The organism is Allokutzneria sp. A3M-2-11 16, assembly GCF_024213555.1.
Taxonomy (GTDB): domain Bacteria; phylum Actinomycetota; class Actinomycetes; order Mycobacteriales; family Pseudonocardiaceae; genus Allokutzneria.
Genome location: NZ_JANAVO010000016.1, coordinates 68,222 through 94,538, shown reverse-complemented (window position 1 = coordinate 94,538; position 26,317 = coordinate 68,222). Strand labels below are relative to the sequence as shown.

The 26,317-nt window shown below is 70.0% G+C and carries 12 protein-coding genes; 3 read left to right on the top strand and 9 right to left on the bottom strand.

Annotated features, from left to right (window positions below; genetic code table 11):
• Positions 1–259 precede the first annotated feature (259 nt).
• The 3 genes from NLX83_RS36085 to NLX83_RS36075 all read left to right on the top strand — a co-directional run bounded on the left by NLX83_RS36085 (position 260) and on the right by NLX83_RS36075 (position 4,210).
• Complete coding sequence (locus NLX83_RS36085) at positions 260–685, top strand: nitroreductase family deazaflavin-dependent oxidoreductase (RefSeq protein WP_254239753.1); 426 nt, start codon at positions 260–262, stop codon at positions 683–685.
• A 253-nt stretch (positions 686–938) separates the two neighbouring features.
• Positions 939–3,674: a BTAD domain-containing putative transcriptional regulator gene (locus NLX83_RS36080; protein WP_254239752.1), complete on the top strand. Its 2,736-nt coding sequence runs from the start codon at positions 939–941 to the stop codon at positions 3,672–3,674.
• A gap of 236 nt (positions 3,675–3,910) precedes the next feature.
• Positions 3,911–4,210: a DUF6355 family natural product biosynthesis protein gene (locus tag NLX83_RS36075; protein WP_254239751.1), complete on the top strand. Its 300-nt coding sequence runs from the start codon at positions 3,911–3,913 to the stop codon at positions 4,208–4,210.
• On the opposite strand, the gene NLX83_RS36070 is transcribed toward NLX83_RS36075, so the two are convergent.
• The 9 genes from NLX83_RS36070 to NLX83_RS36030 form a co-directional block, all read right to left on the bottom strand.
• Positions 4,211–4,711, bottom strand: coding sequence for a 4'-phosphopantetheinyl transferase family protein (locus tag NLX83_RS36070; RefSeq protein ID WP_254239750.1), 501 nt, complete (start codon positions 4,709–4,711; stop codon positions 4,211–4,213).
• Positions 4,712–4,715: 4 nt separating this feature from the next.
• Positions 4,716–5,489 (bottom strand): thioesterase II family protein, encoded by a 774-nt coding sequence (locus tag NLX83_RS36065; RefSeq protein ID WP_254239749.1) that lies wholly within the window; start codon positions 5,487–5,489, stop codon positions 4,716–4,718.
• 9 nt (positions 5,490–5,498) lie between these two features.
• Positions 5,499–6,539, bottom strand: coding sequence for an HAD-IIIC family phosphatase (locus tag NLX83_RS36060; RefSeq protein WP_254239748.1), 1,041 nt, complete (start codon positions 6,537–6,539; stop codon positions 5,499–5,501).
• Complete coding sequence (locus NLX83_RS36055) at positions 6,536–7,654, bottom strand: acyl-CoA dehydrogenase family protein (RefSeq protein ID WP_254239747.1); 1,119 nt, start codon at positions 7,652–7,654, stop codon at positions 6,536–6,538. Before NLX83_RS36055 ends, NLX83_RS36060 begins: the two co-directional genes overlap by 4 nt.
• Before the next feature lie 2 nt (positions 7,655–7,656).
• Entirely contained in the window at positions 7,657–7,902 is a 246-nt protein-coding gene (locus NLX83_RS36050) for an acyl carrier protein (RefSeq protein ID WP_254239746.1), read from the bottom strand.
• Between the two features lie 59 nt (positions 7,903–7,961).
• Positions 7,962–8,801, bottom strand: a complete 840-nt coding sequence (locus NLX83_RS36045; protein ID WP_254239745.1) for a 3-hydroxyacyl-CoA dehydrogenase family protein — start codon at positions 8,799–8,801, stop codon at positions 7,962–7,964.
• Between the two features lie 63 nt (positions 8,802–8,864).
• Positions 8,865–11,570 (bottom strand): type I polyketide synthase, encoded by a 2,706-nt coding sequence (locus tag NLX83_RS36040; RefSeq protein WP_254239744.1) that lies wholly within the window; start codon positions 11,568–11,570, stop codon positions 8,865–8,867.
• Positions 11,567–19,822, bottom strand: a complete 8,256-nt coding sequence (locus tag NLX83_RS36035) for a type I polyketide synthase (protein ID WP_254239743.1) — start codon at positions 19,820–19,822, stop codon at positions 11,567–11,569. The genes NLX83_RS36040 and NLX83_RS36035 overlap by 4 nt, the downstream gene beginning before the upstream one ends.
• Before the next feature lie 208 nt (positions 19,823–20,030).
• Positions 20,031–26,315, bottom strand: a complete 6,285-nt coding sequence (locus tag NLX83_RS36030) for a type I polyketide synthase (RefSeq protein WP_254239742.1) — start codon at positions 26,313–26,315, stop codon at positions 20,031–20,033.
• Positions 26,316–26,317: the final 2 nt, after the last annotated feature.

Below are 26,317 nucleotides of genomic sequence, written 5' to 3'. Positions count from 1 at the left end.
GGATACCGAGCTTCATCCCACCGAAATGGATCGATCCTGACCAGGTGCCCTTGCGCAACATCAGGGTGGACTGCCCATTGGTGCTATAGCCGGGACGTCCACAGTGGACGGACGTCCCGGAAGTGACGCTGGAGCGTGACGGTTCCAGCGTGGTGCAGGCGTGGACTGGAAGGCAAGGGGCCCAGGTCAAGCCGACCCCGCGCCGGAACCAGAACAGCGGCAAGCGGAATGGATCAGCGGCGGCGGCGTTGTGGTGGGTATGACGACGGACAGCCGCAGCTACAACGAAAAGGTCATCGACGAGTTCCGTGGCAACAACGGGGCGATGAGCGGCACCTACGCCGACGCGCCGTTGCTGTTGCTGACGACGGTGGGCGCGCGCAGCGGGCAGGAGCGGACGACGCCGGTGCTCTACCTGGCGGACGGCGAGCGGTTCGTGATCTTCGCGTCCAACGGGGGCGATGCGCGGCACCCGGCGTGGTACCACAACCTCGTGGCGAACGGGCGAGCCGTGGTGGAGGTCGGGGCGGAGCGGTTCGACGCGGAGGTGAGCTTCACCGAAGGAGCCGAGCGGGACGCCTTGTACGCCCGGCAGGTGGAGGTCAACGCGGCGTTCGGAGATTTTCAGCGACGTGCCTCCCGAACCATCCCGGTGGTCGCGCTGAGCCGGGGAATCGGGCGGTAATCAACGATTACTAGTCATTTGTAGAGGACGACGAGCCCGCGTTCACCGACGATCCGCAGGTCAGGGCCGCCGCGATTCGGCTCGACTATCGGAGGACCTCGGGACTGTCAAGTGCCGAACGTAACTGAGCGAGATTCAGGTACAAAGTCCAAGATTCCCCCCGTTCCATTGCGGCCCGGAGCCGGTCCGGCAACTCTGGGATCAGCTGGAATACCTGGGCCGTGAACTGGGGTAGCGGATGCAATTCAGTGTGTTGGGTTCACTCGAAGTGGTCGACCGCGGTGTGGTGGCGCCCCTCAAGGGGACCAAGCAACGCGCGGTCCTCGGCTACCTGCTGCTGCACGCCAACGAGGTGGTGGCGACGAGCAGGCTGCTCCGGGCGCTGTGGCCGGACGACGTGCCCTCGACGGCGCGCAAGATGGTGCAGAACGCGGTGTCGGGCCTGCGGACGGTGCTCGCGTCGAACTCCGACGCGGCGCACACGCCGCTGCTGCTCACCCACGCGCCGGGGTACGTGCTGCGGGTGGAGCCGGAACGCATCGACCTCTCCCGGTTCGAATCCCTGGCGCAGGCAGGGCGCGTCGCGCTGACGGAAGGGCGCAGCGACCAGGCCGCGCAGGCGCTGCGGGAAGCGCTGGCGCTGTGGCGCGGGCCGGTGCTGGCCGACCTGGTCGAGACCGGGGTGAACTGGCCGGAACTGGCGAAGCTGCACGACATGCGGGTCTCGGTGATGGAGGACTACTTCGACGTCGAGCTGGCCCGCGGGCGGCACCCGGATGTGCTCGGCGAACTGGAGCCGCTGTTCGAGGCGGAGCCGCACCGGGAGCGGTTGTGCCGACAGCTGATGACGGCGCTCTACCGGTGCGGGCGGCACGTCGACGCGTTGCAGGTCTACCGGCGGACGCGGACGGCGCTGGTGGACGGGCTCGGGCTGGAACCGGGGCGCGAGCTCCAGGAGCTGGAGCGGGCGATCCTCGACCACGACACCGCGCTCCAGCTGCCGTCGACCGCCTCGGTGACGCCGCTGGTGCTGCCCGAACCCGCGGCGCCGCCGCGGACGCTGGTGTCGCTGCCCACGAGCAGGCCCAAGGTGGTCAGCCTGCGGCAGGAGTCGGAGCCGAACGCGGCCGCGCTCGTCGTGGAGCCGTGCGCGGAGCGCAAGCTCGTCAGCGTCATGGCGGTCGCGCCCAGGCAGCCGACGGGCAAGGACCCCGAGGACGTGGACCAGACGTTCCTGGACATCAGCGTGACCGTGCGCGCCGAGGTCGAGCACGCGGGGGGCACGGTGATCGGCGCGGTCGGCTCGGTGCTGCTCGCGGTGTTCGGCGTGCCGAGGACGCACGAGGACGACGCCGCGCGGGCGGTGCGGACGGCGCTGACCATCCGGGACCGGCTCGTCGGGCAGGACCCGGCCGCGCCGAGCGGGGCGGACCTGCGCATCGCGATCGCCACCGGCGAGGTGCTGGCGAAGTTCCGGCCGGGCGAGGCCGCGCCGATGGTGGCGGGCGCGGTGGTGGACAGCTGCGTGCTGATGACCACGGTGGTGCGCTGCGGGCCGGTGTGGGTCTGCGACACAACGCGGCAGGCCAGCGCCCCGTTGATCGTCTACTCGACGACCTCCGAGGTGCCCGCGGTGTGGAAGGCGGAGGCCGTCCGGGAGAAGCCGGTGATCGGCATCGGCAGGCACACCACCGTTCCCTTCCTGGACCGCGAGCGGGACCTGGAGCTGCTCCGCGGCACCCTCGCCCAGGTGCGGCGCAGGCAGCGGCCGCAGCTGCTGACCGTGCTCGGCGAGGCCGGGATCGGCAAGACCCGGCTGCTGACCGAGTTCTCCGAAGGCACGGCCGACGCCAGGATGATCACCGCGCGGGTGCCGTACTTCGGCGACGACATCACCTCGCGCACGCTGACGGAGCTGACCCGGGCGTGCGTGGGCATCGAGCACGGCGACTCCGCGACGGTGGCCGAGACGAAGCTGAACCGGTTGGCGCACAAGCTGTTCGGCACCGGTGACCTCGGCGCGCGGACGGTGGCCGGACTGCTGCCGCTGACCGGTTTCCCGGCGCGGCCGTGGCACCTGGTGGACTCCGCCGAGACCTTCGCGGCGCTGCGCAGGCTGCTGGAGGAACTGGCCGCGGACGAGCCGCTGGTGACCGTGGTCGAGGACCTGCACCGCGCCGACGACGAGCTGCTGGAGTTCGTCGCGGGCCTGTCCGACGGGGTCGGGCCGGTGCCGCTGCTGGTCGTCGCGAGCGCGCGGCCGGAGCTGCTGGAACAGCGGCAGGGCTGGCACGGCGGCGCCCGCAACGTGACCACGATGACCCTGGACCCGTTGTCGGAGCACGCGGTCGGCGAGCTGCTGGACTCGATGCTGGACGACGGGACCGCCCACGGCGGCTGGTCCGCGCAGCACCGGCGGGCGCTGGTCGGACGGGTCGGCGGGAACCCGCTGTTCGCGATCGAGTACGCCAGGATGATCCGCGTCGGCCGTTCGCGCGACGACCTGCTGCCGCCGAACCAGGTGCGCAGCGTGGTGGCCGCGCGGCTGGACACGCTCTCCGTCGCGGAGAAGGCCGTGGTGCAGGACGCCGCGGTGTTCGGCGAGACGGTGACCGCCTCCGCGATCGCCGCCGTCGGTGGCCACGACGAGATCGAGGGCGTCGTGCAGTGCCTTGAGCAGCTGGAACGCCGCGAGGTGCTGCGCCGGGTCCGGGTGGGCGGGATCGGCGGCGAGCAGGGTTACGTGTTCTGCCAGGCGTTGGTGCGCGACACCGCCTACGCCCAGCTCCCCCGCGTGGCTCGGGCGGAGAAGCACCGCAACGCCGCGGCGTGGCTGGACGGGGTGGCCGCCGAAGACCTGCTCGGGGACGACCTGCGCGAGCTGCACCACCGGCACGTCGCCGCCGGGCTCGGCGCCCCGCGTGCGCCCGTCACGGCCATCGTGTCCGCACCCGTTCCGGAATGGAGCAGGATTCGCATTCCCTCCTGATCGCGCCCCTTTCACCAACACTCGGCACTCTGCGGAAATCGTTGAGTTTCCGCGCGAGGCGTCCCCTGTTACGGGTACACGGGGACACCCGGCGCGGAACTGTCATCCCAGGCCACATCGGCATCGCGGATCAGTTTTCACCTTTCCCGGAAAACCCTAAGGAAATACAAAGTCTTGTCCGCCAGCGAAACGGGCGAATATGTTCTGCGCCACCAATCCGACTCACGAGGAGAATCATGCGCAGAAGAACTTCCGCCACTCTCGCGGTGGTCGCGGCAGCCGCGGCGTTGAGCCTCACGGGGGCCGCTCCGGCCATCGCGGATGACACCGCGTCGGCGCGCGGCACCTGCGGCTTCTACCACAACTGGCCGTCGGGACTTGCGTACTACAACCACTGCGACAACCGCACGAAGGTGCTGATCTCGGTCGACAAGTGGCCGCACGGCGACGTCGAGAGGTGTGTGGGCCCGGGCATCACCCACATCGGCGCCTGGCCCTACACCAAGGGCGCCCACTACATCGGGCGCACCTGCTGATCACCACGTTCGCAGGGTGACCGCGAAGGGCGGTCCCGGTGACACCACGGCGCCCGAATACCCTTGTGGGAGAACGAGTTCGGCGACGGACCAGAGTTCTCCGTCCACGATCAGGGAATTGGAGACGTATTCCGGCCCGGGAAGTCCGCTCAGGCCCTGGCCGGTCACCTTCACATAGGCCTCTTTGACCGTCCAATAACGGAAGAACGCCTCGGCCTGCCGGTCTGCGGGCAACGCCGCGATCGCCGCGTGCTCGCTCGGCCGCAACACCCGCGCGGCCATGCCCAGGTGGTCCAGCTCCCGGTGCTGCTCGACGTCGACCCCGACGCGGCGGTCCCAGGAGACCGCGAGCGCCGCCAGGTCGCCGGAGTGCGACAGGTTGAAGTCCGGACCGCCCTCCACCCGGGGGCGGCCGGACTTCTCGCGGATGATCTCCGAGGTCCCGAGGACCGACCGCAGCATCGCCCTGGCCTCGCCCACGGGGCCCAGCCAGACGTCCACCGGGTCAGCCCAGCTCGGCGGCGAACATGTCGATCAGCTCGCCCGCCTTCTTCTCCAGGTAGAAGTGGCCGCCGGGGTAGGTGTGCAGCGCGAACCGGTCCGCGGTGAGCTCGCCCCACGCCTTGAGCTCGTCGTCGTCGGCGCGCGGGTCGCCGTGACCGCCGAGGGTGGTCAGCGGGATCGGCAGCGGCTCCTCGGAGCGATGGGTGTACGCCTCGTTCACGGTGAGGTCGGCGCGGAACAGCGGGATGAACAGCTCCAGCAGCTCCGGCTCGTTGAGCACCGCGTCCGGCATGCCGCCGAGCCGCTTCAGCTCCGCGATCAGCTCCGGCTGCGGCAGGGCGCGCAGCTGCTTGCGGGTGTCGGGCAGCTGCGGGGCGGCGCGACCGGAGACGAACAGGTGCTTCGGCAGCTGGGCGCCGATCGCGCGCAGCTTGCGGGTCACCTCGAAGGCCACCAGCGCGCCCATGGAGTGCCCGAAGAACGCGTAGTTCCCGGTGAACTGGTCGCCGATGTCCGCGACCAGCTCGTCGACCAGGCTGTCCACCGTGGTGAACGGCTTCTCACGGAAGCGCTCGGCCCGGCCCGGCGGCTGCACTGGGCAGATCGCCAGCCGGTCCCCCGCGAGGCCGCGCCACGGCGCGTAGACGGCGGCGCTGGCACCGGCGTGCGGGAAGCAGTACACCCTTGCCGAAGACCCGCTCGCGGGGTCGAGCATTGAAGCTGCCGGACTTCCATTGCCCAGCGGCAGCCACCGCGGCGCGTTCGGTCGTGTCATGCCCACTCCCTAGTCTTCGGTCTCGACCACAAGATAAGCAGGCGGGGGCTGGATCGTGGCCAGGTCGGATTCAAAGACCAGATGTGAGCCGTCCCGCTCCACCTCGGTGAACCCGGCGAAGGCGTAGGTCACGTACATCATCCGGTTGCGGCCCGTCTCGACGAACTCCGCGCGCAGCTTGGCGCCGTCGGCCTTGGCCAGGCCCATGATGTGGTTCAGCAGCACGGTGCCGACGCCGCGGGACATGACCCGGCAGGACATCAGCATCATCCGCAGGTGCCACGCGGGCTGACCGCGCTCGACCAGGGCGAGGCCGATCTTGCCGTAGCTGCCGTAGCGGTCGGTCAGCGAGGCGACCAGCAGCAGGTGGTCGGGCGAGGTGCGCAGCGCGTCCAGCTCCTCGTAGGAGTAGGTGCGCCCGGTGGAGTTGAGCTGGTTGGTGCGGACGGTCAGCTCCTCGGCGCGCTGGAGGTCGGCCTCCTGCGCGCGCGAGATGGTGAACTTCATGTCCAGCGTCGCCAGGAACTCCTCGCTGGTGCCGCTGTACTCCTGCTCGATCACGTCGCGCTTGGCCGCCGCCTGGTACATCTCGCGGCGGATGCGGGACTCGTCGGTGACGAACTTCGGCCGGAACTCGTCCCCGGCCAGGATCGCGGGCAGGTCGCCGAGCGCGTCCACGGTCAGCACCGCGGGCAGGACGTGGGCGACCTCCTCGCGCTCGAAGGGCTGGTCGTCGACGAAGGCGATGGCGTCGAGGCCGATGTTGATCGCCTTGGCGATCTGCTCGAGGGAGCCGGACTTCGCGTTCCAGTTGATCTGCGGGTAGAGGAAGTAGTCGGCCAACCCGAACTCGCGCAGCTTGGCCATGGCGGCCTGGTGGTCGTTGCGGCTGGCCACCGAGTGCAGGACGCCCAGCTCGTCGAGGCGGCGGATCTCCTCGGCCACCTCGTCGCGGAGCTTGACGTCGCCGTCCTCCAGCAGGATTCCGTCCCAGACCGTGTTGTCGAGGTCCCACACGACGCACTTGATGCGCCCGAGCTTCGGTTTCACAGCGATACCTCTCGGTAGGCCACATCGGCGATGGTCAGCTGTTGCAGCTCGGTGCTGCCCTCGATGATTTCCATGATCTTGGAGTCGCGGTACAGCCTGGCGACGGGGTAGTCGGGGCTGCACCCGTTGGCGCCGTGGATCTGCACCGCGTCGCTGGCGGCCTTCGTGGCCGCGGTGGACGCGTGGTACTTGGCGATCCAGGTGGCCATGATCGTCTCGGGGTCGTCGGCGTCCTTGAGCCGTCCCGCCCGCTCGCACAGCAGCCGCGCCGCGTCCCGGCTGGTCACCATGTCGCTGATCTTGGCGCGCAGCTGCGGCTGGTCGCGCAGCAGCATTCCGCCCGCCGACCGCTCGGCGGTGTAGCGGGCGCTCGCCTCCAGCGCCGCCTGCACGATGCCCAGCGAGCCGCAGGCCACGCTGTAGCGGCCGATGTCCAGCGCGCCGGTCATCACCGTGCCCGCCGCCCAGCCGCGCGGGCCGAGCAGGGCGTCCGCGCCGAGCTTGACGTCGGTGAAGGTGATCTCGGCGATCATGCTGGCCGCGGTGCCCATCATCCCGAGCACCGGCGTCACCTCGACGCCGGGCGCGGTGCGCGGCACCAGGAACGTGCTCATCCCCGGGCCGGTCCTGGCGAAGACCATCATCAGGTCGGCGACCTGGCCGCCGGTGATCCACTTCTTGCGGCCGTTGAGCACCCAGCCGTCGCCGTCCGGCTCGGCGAGCGTGCCCTCTGCCTTGGAGTCGCTGCCGCTGCTGTCCGGTTCGGACAGGCAGAACACGCCGAACGTGGCGCCCGAGGCCAGCTCGGGCAGCCAGCGGTCCTTCTGCTCGTCGGTGCCCCAGCGGTTGACCGACCAGGACACCATGCCGTGCACGGTGAGCATGCTGCGCAGGCCGGAGCAGCCGCGGCCGATCTCGGTGTGGATGCGGCCGACGGTGACGTAGTCGGTGCCGGAGCCGCCGACCGCCTCCGGCAGGAACGGCGCCCACAGACCGAGCGAGCCGACCTGCTTGAGCAGCGACTCGGGCAGCCGCTCGGCGCGGTCGAACTCGTCGGCGTTGGGCGCCACATCGGCGTCGACGAACTCCCTGGTCAGCTCGGGCGTCGGGCTCATGGCTAGGCCGTCACCGACTGACGCGCGATCAGCTCGCTCATCGCGTCGACGCTGCGGAAGTTGTCGAGCTTGAGCTCGTCGTTGGGGATGCGGATCGAGAAGGTCTTCTCGATGAACATCACCAGCTCCATCGCGAACAGCGAGTTGACGAAGCCGAGGGCGAAGATGTCCTGGTCGTCGGCCAGCTCGATCTGCGGGAACTTGCCGACGATGAACTGGCGCAGCTCGGCGCGGGCGGTGTCGGACATGGCGTGGCTCCTCCGGGGATGGCACTCATCGGTCGGCTGGGACGGGTCAGTTCGGTGTGTCAGTAGGTGTAGAAGCCCTTGCCGGACTTGCGGCCGTGCAGGCCCGCGTCGGTCATCTGCTTGAGCAGCGGGCACGGGCGGTACTTGCTGTCGGCGAAGTGCTCGTGGAGGACCTCGACGCTGTAGAGGATCGTGTCGACGCCGATCAGGTCGGCCGTCTCCAGCGGGCCCATGGGGTGGCCGAAGCAGCTGCGGAACACGTCGTCGACGGTCTCCGCGCTGGCCACGCCCTCGTAGACCAGGTACGCGGCCTCGTTCACGGTCAGCATCAGCACCCGGTTGGACACGAAGCCGCTGGCGTCGTTGACGTCGATACCGCGCTTGCCCGCCGAGGTCAGCAGGTCGCGCACGGTCTCGATGGTCTCGGGCGTGGTGTGGTAGCCCTTGATCAGCTCGGCGGCGGGCTTCATCGGCACGGGGTTCATGAAGTGCACGCCGGCGACCTGGGCGGGGCGCTTGGTCAGCGAGGCGAGCTTGGTGATCGGGATGGCCGAGGTGTTGGCCACGAAGATCGTCTCGGCCTTGCAGGTGGCCTCCAGCTCCGCCCACACCGCCTTCTTGATCTCCCAGTTCTCCGTGACGTTCTCGATCACGATGTGCGCCTCGGCCAGCAGGCCCAGGTCGGTACCGGTGGTGATGCGGGCGAGCACCGCCTCGTGGTCCACGGCGGGACCGCCCATCATCCGGCTCATCCGCGCGTTGAGCTCGATGGCGTTGACCGCCTTGGCCAGCGCCTCGGGATCGTTGTCGATCAGCACGATCTCGTGCCCGGCCTGGGCGAAGGTCTGCGCGACGCCGGAGCCCATCACGCCCGCGCCGACCACTCCAACAAGACTCATCGGTTCTCTCCTCGTTCCCCTTGCCCCAAGCTCACTGTCTTCTTCCCTTGCGTGGCAAGGGCACTACACCTTTTCCGAGGGGTCTTTTCGTTCTGGGTCAATCCAGTGACGCCTGCGCTCGAACTCGTGCACGGGCGCGGAGGTCTTGCGCGCGCCCCGGCCGCGGTGGTACGCCGCCCAGTCCACGGTGGCGCCGGTCAGCCAGAGCTTGCCCAGCGCCTCGGTCAGCACGGCCCCGCTCGCGCTCGGGTCGGACTCCCCCGGCAGCGTCGGCAGCAGCAGCGACCACCGCTGCGACGGGACGTCGGGGTGCCCGCGGAACATCGCGCCGAGCGACTGGCCCGCGCCGACCTCCACCAGCGCCGCGTCGGGGTGCCCGTCGGAGAGGTGGGCGATCATGTCGGCGAACTGGACCGTGCGGCACATGTGCTCCGCCCAGTACCCGGGGTCCTTGAGCTGGCGTTCGGTGATCGGCGCGCCGGTCACGTTGGACAGGTACGGGATCTTCGGCGCCTGCGGGCTCAGGTTCTGCCGTGCCCACGCGGTCAGCTCGGCCGCGATCGGCCGCAGCGCCCGCGAGTGGAACGCGTGCGTGGTGCGCAGGTAGCGGGCGGGGACGGCGTGCTCGGCCAGCTTCTCGGTGACCGCGGCGAGCTTGTCGGCCGGGCCGGAGAGCACGATCATCGCCGGGCCGTTGACCGAGGCGACGTCGACACCGTCCAGCGCGCCGATCTTCGCGGTGAGGTCGTCGACGGACAGCGGGACGGCGGCCATCGCGCCCTGCGGCAGCGCGGCGATCAGCTTGGCGCGCACGGCGACCAGGCCCGCGGCCTCGGCCAGGGTCAGGCTCTCCGCGAGGGCCGCGGCGACGAACTCACCGACGCTGTAGCCCGCGAGCACACTGGGTGTGATTCCCCAGTCCAGCAACAGTTTCCCGAGCGCGTACTCCACGGCGAACACCGCGGGCTGCACCACATCGGTCGCGGCGGAACTCTCATCGGTCTCTTCGGCCCGGCCCAGGAGTCGCGCCAGATCGTTGCTCGCGGCTCCCCTGGTGGCGATCATGTCGGCGATCGGATCGGTGCCGAGGTGTTCGCGGAAGATCGCCGCGCATTCGTCGATCGCGTCGCGGAACACGGGCTCGTCGCGGTAGAGGTCGCCGACCATGCCCTTGTACTGCTCGCCGACTCCGGCGATCAGGAAACCGACCTCGCGACCCTCGATCACGTTGCGGTCGGCCAGGATTCGGCCATCCGACGCGATGTCCTTAATGGACTCAACTACGGCCATCCTGCGGTGGTCGAACGCACGTCGACCGATTTGCAGGGTGTAGGCGAGGTCTTCGACGGGCTCGGTGCTCGCGGCGATCCGCTCGGTCAGTGCGTCGGCGGCTTCGGCTGAGGTGCCGGACCAGACGAGGAGGGAGTGCTTGCGCGGGTTCGGCTCGTCCTCCGGCTCGGGCGCCTCCTCCAGCACGACGTGCGCGTTGGTGCCACCGAACCCGAAGGAGTTCACGCCCGCTATGCGGGGGCGGTCGCCGCGCTCCCACGCGGACGGCTCGACGGGGACCTGGATGCGGTCCCCGGTGCGCGCCAGCTGTTGGTTGGGAGAGCTGAAGTTCAGGGTGCCCGGCAACTGCTCGTGGTGCAGCGCGAGCGCGGTCTTGAGCAGCGACGCGATGCCCGCGGCCTGGTTGAGGTGGCCGATGCCCGCCTTGGCCGAACCGATCTTGAGCCGGCTCGACTCGGCGAAGACCTGCTGGATGGCCGCGATCTCGGCCGCGTCGCCGAACACCGTGCCGGAGGCGTTGGTCTCGACGAAGTCCACCTCGTCCGGCTCGATCCCGGCCGCGCCAAGGGCTTCGGCCATCACCGCGGCCTGGCCCTGGACGCTCGGCGCGGTGAACCCGGCCTTGTCGGAGCCGTCGTTGTTGACCGCCCAGCCCCGGATGACCGCGTAGATCCGGTCGCCGTCCTCCAGCGCGTCTTCCAGGCGGCGCAACACGACCGCGCCCACGCCGTCGCCGGTGATCTTGCCGTTGGCCTCGGCGTCGAAGGGGCGGACCACGCCGTCCGGGCTGAGCCGGTTCGCCTCGGAGTACCAGTAGCCGGGCGGCTGCACCAGCAACGAGACCCCGCCCGCGACGGCGACGTCGGTCTCCCCCGCCGCCAGGCTCGTGCAGGCGGTGCAGACAGCGACGAGCGAGGTCGCGCTGTGCGCCTGGACGGTCACCGCCGGGCCCGTGAGGTCCAGCGAGTACGACACCCGCCCGGCCAGGGTGTCCTTGTCGTTCAACAGGATCAGGTGCTCGGGGCCGACCTTGACGAACAGGTCGTCGTGCGTCACCAGGTTCATCATCAGGTACGTCGACGGCCCGCAGCCCGCGTACACGGCGACCGTGCCGTCCACAGTGGACGGATCGACCGCCGCGTCCTCCAACGCGTGCCAGACGGTCTCCAGGAACACCCGGTGCTGCGGGTCCATCAACGCCGCTTCCTCGGGGTCCACCCCGAAGAAACCCGCGTCGAACTGGTCCATTCCGGACACCCCGGCCGAGACCGGGATGTAGTTCGGGTCGTCGGCGTGCTCGGCGGGCACCCCGGCGGCCAGCAGCTCGTCCCGGCCGTGCCGGACGATGCCGGAGCGCCCGGCCACCAGGTTCTCCCAGAACCCCGCGGCGTCGTCCGCGCCGGGGAACCGCCCGGCGAGACCGACAACGGCGATGTCGCCGGAGAAGCCCTCGTCTTCTTGGTACTCCGTGTCCGTCATCGCTTTCCGCTCCTCCTGCCGCGCGCCGTGCGACGGCGCTCCCCGCGCTGCGCGCTGCCCTTCAGCACCTTCGCCGGGCTCTCCGCTCCCGGTGCCGCCTGTTCCCGGAGCAGCTCCGCGAACTGGGCGACGGTCGGCTTCTCGAACAGGCTCGCCGCGGCCAGCTCGACCGAGAACTCCTTGCCCAGCCTGGCGATGACCACCAGCCCGACCAGCGAGGTCCCCCCGAGCTCGAAGAACGGGTCGTGCACGCCGACCTGTTCCAGACCGAGGCATTCCTGCCACACCACGGCGATCCGGTTCTCCACCTCGTCGCGCGGGGCCAGGTAGGCCACGCGCAGGTCCGGCCTCGGGTACCGCTCGGCGGCGGGCACCACGCCGACGCCGTCGGCGACCGCGTCCATCGAGTTCACCTCGGCGAACGTGCGGACCGCTTCCGGCAGGGGCCGGGTGAGCACCAGCACCTGGGGGGCGCCGGATGCCACGATCCTGGTCAGCTCGTCGACCCCGTCGGAGTCGCGGATGCCGTACTTGGCACGGTAGTCGCGCACGGCCTTCTGGAGCTCCGGAGAGCCGGAAAGCGCGTCGTTTGACCAGTTGTCGTACAACCATGCGCCCCACGCGACAGACACGACGTGCTTGGCTGTGCTACCGGTGACCGACTCGGCGGCGGCGAAGGCGTCCAGGAACGCGTTGGCCGCGGCGTAGTCGTACTCACCGACTGCGCCGATCACGGTCACCGCGGAGGAGTAGAGCACCAGCAGCTCGACCGGATCGGCCCGCAGCTCTTCGGCGAGGGCCAGGGTGCCGTTCACCTTGGGCGCCAACACTTCCGCTGCCTGCTCACGGCTCTTGGTCTGCAACAGGCCCTTGCCAGCGACACCGGCGGCGTGCACGACCCCGTGCAGTTCGCCGAAGTGCTCGCGCGCGGTCCGCAGCATTGCCTTGACCTGCGCGGGATCGGAGATGTCCGCGCTGATCGGCAGCACCTCGGCGCCCAGGGCCACCAGGTCCTTCAGCTCCAGCAAGGTCCTGCTGGTCTTGTCGTCCGGCCCGTGCGCGTCGATCCAGGCGTTCCACTGCTCGCGCTCCGGCAGCTTCGACCGGCCGACCAGGGCCAGCTTGGTGCCGAGCCCGGCCAGCCTGCGGGCCAGCATCAGGCCGAGACCGCCGGTGCCGCCCGTGATCAGGTAGGTGCCGCCCTGTCGCCACGCGACCGCATCGTCCACTTCGGACAGTGGGGCGACCTCGAAGTCCCGCAGCCACCGCCGTCCCCGCCGCCACGACACCGGAGCCCACGCGGTGCCCGCCTCGCCGCCCTGCGCGACGATCTCCGGGCCGAGCAGGTCGGACTCGCGCAGCAGCTCCGCGGCGATGGTCGCGGGCTCAGTGGTGGACTCCACGTCCACGTAGCGCGGGTACACCAGCGGGTACTCGTGGTCGATCGCCCCCACCGCGCCGAACACCATGGCGGACAGCGGGTTCGCCGCGTCCTCGCCGATCACGTCGAAGGTGTCCACGCCCGCCACCACCAGGTTGACGACGCGGTTGGGCAGCACGGAACCCACGGCCTGCACCAGCTCCATGAGGCTGTAGAAACCGTTCTCCATGGCGGTTTCCGGCTCCGGAAGTCCCTTGTGGACACCGAAGGCATGGATGATCCGCAGCGGCGTGTCCGCGCGATCGGCGATGCCGCCCAGGACCTCCCGGTAGTCCTCACCCGGCTCGGCGAGCCGCACCTCGTGCCCCGCAGCCTTGGCGAGGTCGACGATGTGATCACCGACGTGGGTGCGATCAGCGAACACGACCACCGTGGTGGGCGCGGCGTCGGCGAGCGCACTCTTGGCGTCCTGCCGCCGCCAGATCGGCGTGTGCGAGAACATTCCCGGCTTGGCCTCGGTCTTCGGCTCGGCGACGACCTTCGGCTCCGGCTTCGTGTGGTAGTCCGGCCAATAGCGAATCCGTTGGAACCGGTAACCGGGCAGGCTGACCGGAGTGCGCTCCGGCGCGTGCCCGGCGGCGAAGTCCACCTTGACCCCGTGCTGCCACAGTTTGCCCAGCAGGACAAGGAAATCGTAGCCCTCGTCGACGACCACGTCCGGGTTCTCGACCAGTTCGACTCCCCACGCCCGCAGTCGCTCCGCGAGTTGCGGGGAGACGTCTCCGCCCGCGTGGGTCTTCGTGGTCGGCGCGTCCACCGGCGTGAGGCCCGCGCGGAGCTTGGCGACCGCGTCAGCGATGTCCTGCGCCACAACGAATCCGCGCAGCGGGTGACTCGTGCGGCGGGCCTGCGTGGTGTAGGCGACGTCGGCGAGGTCGAGCGCGGGGTTGGCTTCCAGGTGGTCGGCCAGCGCGGTGACGGCTTCGCGGAAAGCTCCGGTGCTCTTGGCGGACACCGTGATCAGCTGAGGCACCTTCTCCGACACGGGCTTCACTTCGTCAGCTGGAACCTGCTCCAGGATGAAGTGCGCGTTGGTGCCGGACCAGCCGAACGAGCTGACACCCGCGAGCACCGGACCTTCTCCCGCGAACGGGGTCAGGCCCTGAACGGGGCGCACCGTACCGTCGATGGTGACAACGTCGTTCGGCTGGACCAGGTTCAGGTTGCCGGGCATCTCGTTGTGCTGCAACGCCAGCACGGTCTTGATCAGCCCGGCCATGCCCGCCGCGGCGAGGGTGTGGCCGACGTTGGACTTCACCGCGCCGACGTAGAGCGGCTGCTCGGCGGCGCGCTGCTCGAAGATCTCGCGGAGCACGCTGAACTCGATCGAGTCGCCCAGCGGAGTGCCGGAACCGTGCGCCTCCACAAAGGAGATGTGGTCCGGTGTGACCCCCGCGGCCGCGTGCGCCGCCTTGATCACCGCGAGCTGAGCCGCGCGGTTCGGCGCGGTCAGCCCGTTGCTCTGGCCGTCCTGGTTGGTCGCGGTCGCCTTGATCAGCGCGCGCGGGCGGTCCCCGGCGCGGACCGAGGAGGCCCTGCGGAGGATGACCGCGCCGCCGCCCTCACCGACCACGTAGCCGTCCGCGGAGGCGTCGAAGGTCTTGGTCTTCCCGTCCACCGCGAGCATGCTCATCTTGCACGCCTGGACGAAGGTCTCCGGGGAGAGGATTCCCGAGGTGGCACCGACGATCGCGATATCGCACTCGCCGCGCTGGAGGCTCTGCACCGCCAGGTGCATCGCGACCAGCGAGGACGAGCACGCGGTGTCCACGGTGAGGCACGGGCCGCGCAGGTCGAGGTGGTAGGCGATGCGGCCCGCCGCCGCGCTCAGCGAGCTGCCGAGGCTGAAGTACGGGTCGTCGGAGCACGCCTCGCCGTCGACCTCCAGCTGCCGGTAGGTGTACTGGAGCGAGTCGATCAGCCCGGCGAAGACGCCGGTGCGGCTGCCGCGCAGCTCCTCGGCGGTGATCCCGGCGTCCTCGATGGCCTCCCAGACCAGCTCCATCAGCAGCCGGAACTGCGGGTCGAGGCGGTGCGCCTCCTGCGCGGACAGGCCGAAGAAGGGCGCGTCCCAGCCCGCGATGTCGTCGATGAACCCACCGGCCTGCGTGTACGCCTTGCCGGGCGCGGTGCGGTCGGGGTCGTAGAACTTCGAGGCGTCCCAACGCTCTTCGGGCACCTCCCGGATGACGTCATTGCCTTCGGCGAGCATGTCCCAGTACTGCTCGGGGGTGTTGCTGCCACCGGCGAACCGGCACGCCAGGCCGGTGATCGCGATCGGCTCGTCGCTGGCCACCTGCGTGGCGACGACCGGGACGACCTCGCTTTCCACTCCGGAAAGCGAGGCGAGGAGGTGCGCGGCGAGTGCGGCGGGGGTCGGGTGGTCGAAGACCAGCGTCGGCGGCAGCACCAGGCCGGTCTCGGCGTTGAGCCGCCCGCGCAGCTCGACGGCGGTCAGGGAGTCGAAGCCCAGCTTGGTGAACGGCTCGTCCGGCAGGATGTCGTCGATGCCGCCGTGCCCGAGCACCTGGGCGGCGAAGGTGCGCACCAGCTCCAGCAGGACGCGGTCGCGGTCGGCCTCGGTGAGCCCGGCGAGGCGCTCGCGCCACACCCCGGCCTCGGCGGTCTCGCGGGCGCGGGCGGCCTCCTCCTCGGCGATCGCCAGCACCGCGGGCAGATCGCCGATCAGCGGGGCCGGTCGCATCGCGGTGAAGGTCAGCGCGAAGGCGCGCCAGTCGATGTCGGTGACGGTGACGGCGGTCTCGTCGCTGTCCATCGCCTGCTGCAAAGCCGCGACGGCCAGCTCCGGCGCCATGGCCGGGACACCGAGTTCGGTGAGGAATGCGTCGATCTCCTCGCCGACGCTCATGCCGACCTCGCCCCAACGACCCCAGGACACGGCGGTCGCGGTGAGCCCCTGCGCCCGGCGGTACTCGGCGAAGGCGTCCAGGAAGGTGTTCGCGGCGCCATAAGCGGCCTGGCCGCCGTTGCCGAGCACACCGCCGATGGAGGAGAACATCACGAACGCGTCGAGGTCGGTGCCCTCGGTGAGCCGGTGCAGGTTGAGCGTTCCGTCCACTTTGGACCGCGCCACCTCGGCGAAGCCCTCGGCGGTCATCGTCTCGATCTGCTCCAGCCGCAGCACACCCGCGCCGTGGATGATCGAGGTCGGGGTCTCGCCCAGTTCGTCGAACAGCGCCTTGAGGGCGTCGAAGTCCGCGACGTCGCAGGCGCGAACGGTGACGCGGGCGCCCAGCTCGGTCAGCTCGGTGACGAGATCGGTGACACCGTCAGCGGCCTCACCACTGCGCGAGATCAGAACGAGGTGCTTGGCGCCGTTGCGCGCCAAGTGAAGCGCGACCTTGCCACCGATACCGCCAGTACCACCGGTGATCAGGACGGTGCCGCCTGGACGCCACGCCCGCTTGGGGATGGCCGCGCCCGCCTCGGTGAACCGCCGCGCCACCAGGCCGGACGGCCGCACCGCCAGTTGGTCCTCATTGGACACACCACCAAGAGCAGCGGTGAGGAGTTGCTTCGCGCGCTCGCCGACCTCGGCGGGCACGTCGATGAGACCTCCCCAGCGCAGCGGCTGCTCGATCGCGGCGACCCGGCCGAAGCCCCACAACTGCGACTGGAGCGGCGCGGTCACGGTGTCGTTCCCGCTCGCGGCGACCGCGCCCTGGGTGACGGCCCAGATCGGCGCGTCGATGTCCTTCTTCAGCAGGTCGATCGTGGCCTGGATCGCGGTCGATTCGTCCAGTCCCAGCAAGGAGAGCACGCCCCGCGCGGTGCCGCTGACCTGGTCCACCGTGACCGGCTCGACGGTTGCTCCGGCGGCGGTCAGCGCTTCGGTGGCGCCAGCGACCCACGGGTGGTCGCGCTGGGTGGCGGGAACGACCAGCAGCCAGCGCCCGGCGACGGAGGAGCCGTTCCCGCTGACCGGCTTCCACGTCACCCGGTAACGCCAACCGTCCACAACGGACAGCTGCTGCCGGGAGCGGCGCCAGTTCGCCAGGGTCGGCAGGATCTCGCCGAGCGTGGCCTGCCCGTTGGCGTCGGCGATCGCGAGTTCCGCGGCCAGGGTCTCCAGGTCGCCGGAGTCCACGGCGTCCCAGAACCGCTTCTCCTCCGGGCTCGCCGCAGGAGCTTCCTCCGCTACCGGGGCGAGCCAGAACCGCTTGCGCTGGAAGGCATAGGTGGGCAGGTCGATGCGCTTCGCCCCGGTTCCGGCGAAGACCTCGGGCCAGTCGACGCGAATACCCCGAGCGTGCGCGTGCGCGGCGGCGAGGGTCGCGGTGTGGGCCTCGTCGCGGTCCTTGCGCAGCACGGAGATGAAGGTCCCGTCGACGGACTCCGCGCCCATCGCGCTGAGCACACCGTCCGGGCCGATCTCGATGTACGTGCTGACGCCGTTGGACTCCAAGGTCTTGATGCCATCGGCGAAGCGGACGGCGTCGCGGACGTGGTTGACCCAGTAGTCGGCGGTGGTGATGTCGCCGTTGGCCACCATCTCGATCGACGGCTCAGAGTAGGTGATCGACTCCGCGACCTCGCGGAACTCCTCCAGCATCCCGTCCATCAGCACGGAGTGGAAGGCGTGCGAGACGGCGAGCCGCTTGGTCTTGCGGTCCTTGAACTGCGCCGCGATCGCCTCGGCCTGCGCCTCGTCACCGGAGATCACCAGGGAGGTGGGGCTGTTGATCGCCGCGATGCCGACGCGGTCGGTGAGGTGTGGCAGCACTTCGGCTTCGGTGGCCTGGATCGCGATCATGGCTCCACCGGTGGGCAAAGCCTGCATCAGGCGCCCGCGCTCGGAGACCAGGCGCGCCGCGTCTTCGAGCGAGAACACGCCCGCGACGTGGGCGGCGGCGATCTCGCCGATGGAGTGGCCCGCGACGAGGTCCGGCTTGATGCCCCAAGACTCGACGAGCCGGTACAGCGCGACTTCCAGGGCGAACAGCGCGGGCTGAGCATTGCCGGTCTGGTTCAGCTCCTCCTGCGTCGCCACCGGAGCGGGCAGGAGCGCGCGCACCTCGTCATAGGCCGCGGCGAAGACGGGAAAAACCTCAGACAGCCCGCGCCCCATGCCGAGGCGCTGCGATCCCTGGCCGGTGAACAGGAAAGCCGTCTTGCCGTCGCGCATCTGGTCCTGCACCACATCGGTGGTGGGCGTGCCCTCGGCCAGCGCCGTCAGCCCAGCCAGCAGTTCGTCCCGCCCGGCGGCTACCACCGCGGCCCGGTGCTCCAAAGCGGCCCTGGTCGTGGCCAACGAGAAAGCAATGTCCACATCGGACAACCGGTCGTTGCTGTCCACAAAGGACTTCAGCTGCTGGGCCTGCGCCTTCAGCGCGCGGGCGGAGCGGCTGGACAGCACCAGCGGAACGATCGGCAGCGAGCTGACGACCTCGGGCTCCGGCTCATCGACCGCAGGCGCCTGCTCGAGGATCAGGTGCGCATTGGTGCCGGAGACACCGAACGAGGAGATCGCGGCGCGGCGCGGCCGGTCGACCTCGGGCCAGGGACGGGCCTCGGTCAGCAGGGAAACGGCACCGGCGCTCCAGTCCACCTGGGACGACGGCTCGGTGACGTGCAAGGTCTTCGGCAGGACGCCGTTGCGGATCGCCTCGACCATCTTGATGATGCCCGCGACACCGGCGGCGGCCTGGGTGTGGCCGATGTTGGACTTCAGCGAGCCGAGCCACAGCGGTGTCTCCGCCGGTCGGCCCTTGCCGTAAGTGGCGATGAGCGCCTGCGCTTCGATCGGATCACCCAACGGCGTACCGGTTCCGTGCGCCTCCACCGCGTCGATGTCGCCGGGGGCCAGGCGCGCGTTGCTCAGCGCGGCGCGGACGACCCGCTGCTGCGCCGGGCCGTTGGGCGCGGTGAGACCACTGGAGGCGCCGTCCTGGTTGGTCGCCGAACCACGGACGACCGCGAGGACCTTGTGCCCGTTGCGCTGCGCGTCGGAGAGCTTCTCCAGCAACAGCATGCCAACGCCTTCACCCCAACCCGTGCCGTCCGCGGTGTCGGAGAACGCCTTGCAGCGCCCGCTCGGCGACAACCCGCGCTGCCGGGAGAACTCGATGAACGGGCTGGGCGTGGCCATCAGCGTGACGCCCCCGGCCAGTGCGAGCGAGCACTCCCCGGAGCGCAACGCGTTGGCCGCCAAGTGCACCGCCACCAAGGACGAGGAGCACGCCGTGTCGATGGACACCGCGGGTCCTTCGAGCCCGAAGGTGTAGGCCACGCGTCCGGATGCCACGCTGCCCAGGCTTCCCGTGCCGAGGTAGCCCTCGAACTCCGGTGGTGGCACCGGCAACCGCGACGCGTAGTCGTTGTAGATCACGCCCGCGAAGACGCCGGTGGAACTGCCCTTCAGCGAGGCCGGGTCGATGCCCGCGCGCTCGATCGCCTCCCACGACACCTCCAGCAGCAGCCGCTGCTGCGGGTCGGCCGCCAGGGCCTCGCGCGGCGACATGCCGAAGAACTCGGGGTCGAAGTCGGCGGCGTCGTGCAGGAACCCGCCCTCGCGGCTGTAGGAGGTGTGCGGCACCTCGGGGTCGGGGTTGTACACCTCGGTGCCCCAGTCCCGGTCGACGGGGAACCCGGTGACGGCGTCGGTACCGTCGGCGACCAGCCGCCACAGGTCCTCAGGGGACCGGACCTCTCCGGGGAAACGGCAGCTCATGCCGACGATCGCGATCGGCTCGAAGTCCCGCTCCTGGACCTCGTGCAGCCGCCTCTTGGTCTCCCGGAGGTCGGTGGTCAACCGCTTCAGGTACTCGAGGTACTGCTCTTCTGTCGCCATGTATGCCGCAACTCCCTTGAAGCCTGGGTTCGGGGCGCACGCGCATGGATTCCCCTGCTCAAGACGACCACATCGGCGGGCGATCTGTTAGTGCACAATCACCTAGAACCGTCAGACCCGCTCCGTTCTCGCAGGTCAACGGCCCCGTCAGTCCACTGTGGACATGGCGAGGCCCCCGCTGGGCAGCCAGCGGGGGCCTCGCCGGGACTCACGCGCCGAACTCGTTGTCGATCAGCGCGAAGATGTCCTCGGCCGAGGCCGACTGGACGTCGTCGTCGGTGTCCCTGCGCTCGCCCTTGGCGTTCCACGTCGCCAACAGCTTGCGCAGGCGGGCGTCGATGTCCGCGCGCTCCGCCGCCTCCGGGTCGGCCGCCGAGATCAGGTTCTCCAGCCGCGAGATCTCGTCGGTCAGCGGCACGCCCGCCACCGCCGAGTCCGGCACCACCTCCGCCAGCAGGTACTTCGCCAGCGCGTCCGGCGCGGGGTAGTCGAAGATCATCGTGGTCGGGAGCTTCAGGCCCGTGGCGGCGCCGAGGGAGTTGCGCAGCTCGACGCCGGTGAGGGAGTCGAAGCCCAGTTCGACGAAGCCGCGGCTCGCGCCGATGGTCTCCACCGAGGAGTGGCCGAGGACCATCGCCACCTGCGTCCGGACCAGGTCCAGCAGGTGCCGCTCGCGCTCCACTTCGGACAGTCCGGCCAGTCGCTTGCGCAGCGCGTCGGCCTGACCCGCGGCGTCGGCCTGCGCCACCCGGCGGGCCGAGGACCTGACCAGCTCGCGCAGCAGCGGCGGGACCGGTCCGGAGCGCGCGGCGGCCTGGAGGAACGGCAGGTCGATCTTGACCGGGACCGCGACAGCGGCGCCGAGGGTGTGCGCGGAGTCGAACAGCGCCATGCCCTCCTCACCGGTGATCGCGCCGAATCCGCTGCGGCTCATGCGTTCCGCACCGTCGGCGAGGCCGTCCTCCCACAGGCCCCACGCTTGCGACTGCGCCACCAGGCCGTTGGCCCTGCGGTGCTCGGCCAGGCCGTTGAGGAAGGTGTTCGCCGCGGCGTAGTTGCTCTGCCCCGACGCGCCCATCACCCCGGCCGCCGAGGAGAACAGCACGAACATCGCCAGGTCCTGGTCATGGGTCAGCTCGTGCAGGTTCCACGCCGCGTCGACCTTGGGCAGCAACACCTTGCGCAGCCGCTCCGGCGTCATCCCACCGATCAGACCGTCGTCGAGCACACCGGCCGTGTGCACCACACCGGTCAGGTCGACGCCGTCCAACAGCTCCTTTAGTGCGGCGAGGTCGGCCGCGTCGCACGCCACGATCCGTACAGCGGCGCCGAGATCTTCCAGCTCTGCCTTCAATTCGTCGGCGCCCGGCGCTGCGGGACCTCGACGGCTGGTGAGCAGGAGGTTCTTCACGCCGTGGTCGGTGACGAGGTGCTTCGCCAGCCTGGCGCCGAGGTCACCAGTGCCACCGGTGATCAGGACCGTGCCCTCGGGGCGCAGTGCCCGCGGGGCGGTCAGCACGATCTTGCCGATGTGCTTGGCCTGACTGATGAAACGGAACGCCTTCGGTGCGTCGCGCACGTCCCAGGTCTTGATCGGCAGCGGGTACAGCGCCCCCGACTCGAACAGCTCGATCAGCTCGTTCCACATCTCCGCGATGCGCGGCTCGCCCGCCTCGTAGACGTCGAACGCCTGGTACTGAACGCCTTCCGGGATGGTGTCCTGCTCGCGGATGTCGGTCTTGCCCATCTCCACGAACCGGCCGCCCCTGGGCAGCAGCAGCCGCATCGACGCGTCGACGAAGTCACCGGAGAGCGCGTTGAGCACGACGTCGACACCTTCGCCGTTCGTCGCGGCGAGGAACTCCTGCTCGAAGTCCAGGGTCCGCGACGAGGCGATGTGCTCGATCCCGCTGTCCCGCAACACGTACTGCTTGCCCGTGCTCGCGGTGCCGAAGATCTCCGCGCCGAAGTGCTTGGCGATCTGCGTCGCCGCCATGCCCACACCACCGGCGGCGGCGTGGATGAGGATCTTCTCGCCCGCCTTCAGCTGGCCCAGGTCCTTGAGGCCGTAGTAGGCGGTCAGGTAGACGACGGGGATGGAGGCGGCCTCCTCGAAGGTCCAGCCGTCCGGGATGCGGGTCACCAGGGGGCGGCTCAGCACCGCCACCGGGCCGTAACCGCCGTCCAGCAGGCCCATCACGCGTTCACCCACGGCGAGGTCAGTCACGGCGGAGCCCACCTCGGTGACCACGCCGGCGGCCTCGTAGCCGGGGCGGCCGGTGTGTTCGCCGAGCATGCCGAGCACGTTCAGCGCGTCCCGGAAGTTCATGCCCGTCGCCCGGACGTCCAAGCGGATCTGGTTGGGTTGCAAGGGTTCCAGCACGTCCGGCGCGGGCAGCAGCTCCAGGTCGTTCAGCGAGCCGCGCACCTTCACGCCGACCCGCCAGGCGGTTTCGCCCGCAGGCGGCGCGAGCACTCCACCGTTGGCCATGGTGACCAGGCGGGCGGCGAAGAACTCGCCGTCGCGCACCACGACCTGCGGCTCTCCGATGCCGATCGCGGCGCCGAGCAGTTCGTCGTCCTCGCAGTCCACGAGCACGAACCGATCCGGGTTCTCCGACTGGGCCGACCGCAGGAGGCCCCACACCGCCGAGCCGGGCAGGTCGGTCACGTCGTGCCCGGTGTCGGGCACCATCGCACCCTTGGTCCGCACGACCAAAGTGGCGTCGTGGTCGGCTTCGAGCCACTTCTGCACGATATCCAGAACTCGCGCGACCTCGCGGTGCGTCGCTTCGACCACGCCGTCCGTGTTCGGCTCCACGGTGAGCACCACCGGGCCGGACTCGGCTTCGCCGTACTGGCTCCACGCAACCGAATCCGCGGCCGGAACCGGCGACCAGTTGAGCTTGAACATCGACTCGGCGCGCGCGGAGGTGTTGAGCTGGTCGACGGGCATCGCCCGAACCGCAAGGGAGTCAACGGTGATCACGGGTGCGCCGCTGGAGTCCGCCGCGATCAGGGTGGCCGACTCGTCGCCGCTCGGGGTGATCCGGACGCGGAGCAGTTTCGCGCCGGTGGCGTGCAGCGTCACACCGCGCCACGCGAACGGCAGCTTGACCTCACCATCCGCGTTGTCTTGCAAGAACATTCCATGCAGGGTGGCATCCAACAGCGCGGGGTGGATGCCGAACTCGCCCTGCTTGGTGCGCGCGGCGTCGGGCAGCTCCAGCTCGGTGAAGATCTCCTCACCGAGCCGCCATGCCGCCTTGAGCCCCTGGAAAGCCGGACCGTAGTTGAACCCGGTCTCCGCCAGCTCGGCATAGAGGCCGTCCAGCGCGATGGCCTGCGCACCGGCGGGCGGCCACTGCGCGAGACCGGTGTCCACAGTGGACTGGCTTTCCCTGAGGGCGCCCTGGGCGTTGAGGGTCCACGGCTCCGTCGAAGTGTGGCGCGAGTAGATCGACACCGGTCGCACGTCCTCGGCGGGTGCGCCGACGACGACCTGGACGGTGACCGATCCCGTGCCGGGCAGCACGATCGGGGCGATCTGGGTCAGCTCGTCGAGCGTGCCGCAGCCGACCTCGTCACCGGCGCGGATGGCCAGCTCGACCATTCCCGCGCCGGGCACCAGGACGGTGTCGCCGACAGCGTGGTCGGTCAGCCACGGTTGCGTGGCAAGGGAAATCCGGCCAGTGAAGACCAGCCCGTCACCTTCGGCCAGGGACAGCGCGGCGCCGAGCAACGGGTGCCCGGCGGGCTCCAGTCCGGCGCGCTCGACGTCGGCGACCTCGCCGTCGCCCTCCAGCCAAAAGGGCTTGCAGTCAAAGGCATAGGTCGGCAGGTCGACGCGCTTCGCGCCGGTGCCCTCGTAGAAGGCCGCCCAGTCCGGCGTGTGCCCGGTGCCGTGGATGCGTGCGAGGGCGGACACCACGCCGACCGGCTCCGGGCGATCCTTGCGCAGCATCGGGATGAACACCGCTTCGCCCTCGACGCAGTCCGCGGCGGCGGTGGTGAGCACGGCGTTCGGACCGGGCTCCACGAAGCGGGTGACGCCCTGGGCCTCAAGGCTCCGGACGGCGTCGAGGAAACGCACGGGCCTGCGGATGTGCCGGACCCAGTAGTCCGGGTCGCACAGCTCCGCCCCGGTGACCGGCGTTCCGGTGAGCGTGGAGACGATCGGGATGCGCGGCTCGTTGTAGGTCAGCGATTCGGTCATCTCGCGGAACTTCTCAAGGATGCCGTCCATCATCGCGGAGTGCGACGCCTGGCTGATCGGCAGCCGCTTGACCTTGCGGCCCCGCTCGCGGAGAACGTCGGCGACCGCCTCGGCCTGCACCGCCTCGCCGGAGATGGCCAGCGAGGTCGGGCCGTTGATCGCCGCGATGCTGACCTGGTCACCCTTGAGGACCTCCAGCACCTCGTCCTCGGTGGCCTGGAGGGCGATCATGGCGCCGTTCTCCGGCAACGAGTTCATCAGGCGTCCGCGCTCGGCGACCACGCGCACGGCGTCCTCCAGCGACCACACGCCGGAAACGTGCGCGGCGGCGAACTCGCCGAGGGAGTGGCCCGCGACGTAGGCGGGGTGCACGCCCCAGGACTCCAGCAGCCGGAACAGCGCGACCTCGATGGCGAACATCGACACGGTCATGAAGTCGATCCGGTTGATCAGCTCCGACTCGCCGAAGATCACCTCGCGCGGCGAGTCCATGTGCTTGTCGAACTCCGCGAGCACCTCGTCGAACTTCTCGGCGAACACCGGGAACGTGGCGTGCAGTTCGCGGCCCATGCCGAGGTACTGCCCACCGCCGCCGGTGAACAGGAACGCCGTCTTGCCCGTGATCACCTCGTCGGACACTAGGTTCGACGCGGGCAGGCCGTCCGCCAACGCGCGCAGCCCGGCGAGCTTGTCGCCGTCGATCACCGCGGCACGGCGCTCGTGCTGGGTACGCGTGGTGACGAGCGAGTAGGCGATGTCCAGCTCGCTGACACCGGAGTCCACATAGGACAGAAGGCGCTCGGCCTGGCCGCGCAACGCCCCACTGGTGACCGCGGAGAGAACCCACGGCACGACTGGCAGCTCGGCGGTGACGTCCGGCACCTCCTCCTCGACCTCGGGGGCCTGCTCCAGGATGAGGTGCACGTTGGTGCCGGAGATACCGAAGGCGGAGATACCGGCGCGGCGCGGGCGGTCCGGCGTCGTCGGCCACGGCTGGTTCTCGGTGAGCAGTGAGACGGCTCCGGCCGACCAGTCGACCTGCGTGGAGGGCTTGTCGATGTGCAGGCTCTTCGGCAGCACCCTGTGTTCCAGGGCCTTGACCATCTTGATGATGGAGGCGACGCCTGCGGAGGACTGGGTGTGCCCGATGTTGGACTTCACCGAGCCGAGCCACAACGGCTCTTCCCGGTCCTGCCCGTAGGTGGCCAGAAGTGCTTGCGCCTCAATGGGATCACCAAGGGCGGTGCCGGTTCCGTGTGCTTCGACGACGTCGACCTCACCGGCCGGGACCCGCGCGTTGGCCAGCGCCGCGCGGATCACCCGCTGCTGCGAGGGGCCGTTCGGGGCGGTGAGCCCGTTGGACGCGCCGTCCTGGTTGACGGCGGAACCTCTGATGACCGCGAGGACCTTGTGACCGTTGCGCTCGGCGTCGGAAAGCCGCTCCAGCAACACCATTCCCGCGCCCTCGGCCCACATCGTGCCGTCCGCGCCGTCCGCGAACGCCTTGATGCGGCCGTTGCCCGCGAGTCCGCGCTGCCGGGAGAACTCGATGAACGCCTGCGGTCCGGCCATCACCGCGACGCCGCCCGCGAGGACGAGCGAGGTCTGCTTGTTGCGCAGGGCCTGGACACCGAGGTGCACGGCCACCAACGCCGACGAGCACGCCGTGTCGAGGGAGACCGCCGGACCCTCAAGCCCGAGCGTGTAGGCGATTCGTCCAGAAAGGACACTCCCGGACACGCCCGTCGCCAGGAAGCCCTCAGCGTCCTTGGGAACCGAAGTGAGACTGGTGAGGTAGTCCAGGTACATGACACCCGCGTAGACGCCGGTGTCGCTGCCCTTCAACGTGGTCGGATCGATTCCCGCGCGCTCGATGGCCTCCCACGAGACCTGCAACAGCAAGCGCTGCTGCGGGTCCATGGAGACCGCCTCGCGCGGGCTGATCCCGAAGAACTCGGGGTCGAACAGGGCGGCGTCGTGCAGGAAACCGCCCTCCTTCACGTACGTGGTGCCGGGGTGGTCCGGGTCCGGGTGGTACAGCGCTTCGTTGTCCCAGCCCCGATCCGTGGGGAACGGCGTCATGCCGTCGACTCCCCCGGCGACGAGATCCCACAGCTCCTCCGGCGTGCCGACCCCGCCCGGGTAACGGCACGCCATCCCGACGATCGCGATCGGCTCGGTGTCCTTCGCCTGCGCTTCCCGCAACCGCTTCCGGGTGTCACGGAGCTCGGCGGTCATCCGCTTGAAGTACTCAAGGCTCTTCTCGTCTGCGTTCACTG